Consider the following 765-nt stretch of genomic DNA (forward strand, 5'->3'; position numbering starts at 1 on the left):
CCACCTTGCGTTACTGACGCTGGCTTGCGCCGTGATCTGCTCGCGCTTCGCTGAGAGGTTTTGTTAGCGGCTCTTAAGCGGATGGCGCCTATGACAGCAAAGCCAGCCATCAACTTATCTCGCGCAAAGGGGCGACAGCCTGTGTCGCGCCTCGCAAAAGCGCGGGGTTATGGGAAAAAGGGACATTCGAGAAATGAGGCGGTGCTAGTGATGCGCAAGGAAGGGCTGGCGTACTGGAAGAAGATATCGGGGTATCACCGTCGCTCACTTGCAGAGACAGCGATGTATCGGTTCAAACAGTTGTTAGCGGGGAAAGTCAGTTTACGTAACTACCACGGCCAAGTGGGAGAGGTGATGGCGTATGTCAGCGCCATAAACAAACTCAATACCCTGGGTCTGCCTGTCAGAAAGCCCCGAGTGTAACGGTCACTTGGGGCTGGGGCAGTTGTGGCTTGATGGTTGATTTGGGAAACAGCGCCACTTCAGCCCATTCAAGATAAGAATATTCTGATAATGAAGGGCTGCTGTACGTAATGACTAGATTCCTTTGTGGCCAATGTCTAGAATGCAAATCAAATAATGTTTGCAACAACGAGGGGCTGCTATGCAAATCCAAGTTATTGAAAAAACATTCAGGCTTGCAGGAGAAAGTGAACAAGTTGCTCAATTTACTTTAACTACATCTGGAATTGTAGTGGTCAACTAAATCCGGACACTTGGTTAGGCCGAACCTCGGCTTTTGCTGGCGGTATCCCGTCATTGTAT

General features: G+C 49.9%; 1 pseudogene. It reads left to right on the top strand.

Features of this window, described 5'->3' with window-relative positions:
• Positions 1–77 precede the first annotated feature (77 nt).
• Positions 78–423, top strand: a pseudogene (locus NOM06_RS20805) (transposase); the annotation flags it as partial.
• Positions 424–765: the final 342 nt, after the last annotated feature.

The organism is Aeromonas sp. JL9, assembly GCF_024436075.1.
In the GTDB taxonomy this organism is placed as follows: Bacteria; Pseudomonadota; Gammaproteobacteria; order Enterobacterales; family Aeromonadaceae; genus Aeromonas; species Aeromonas veronii.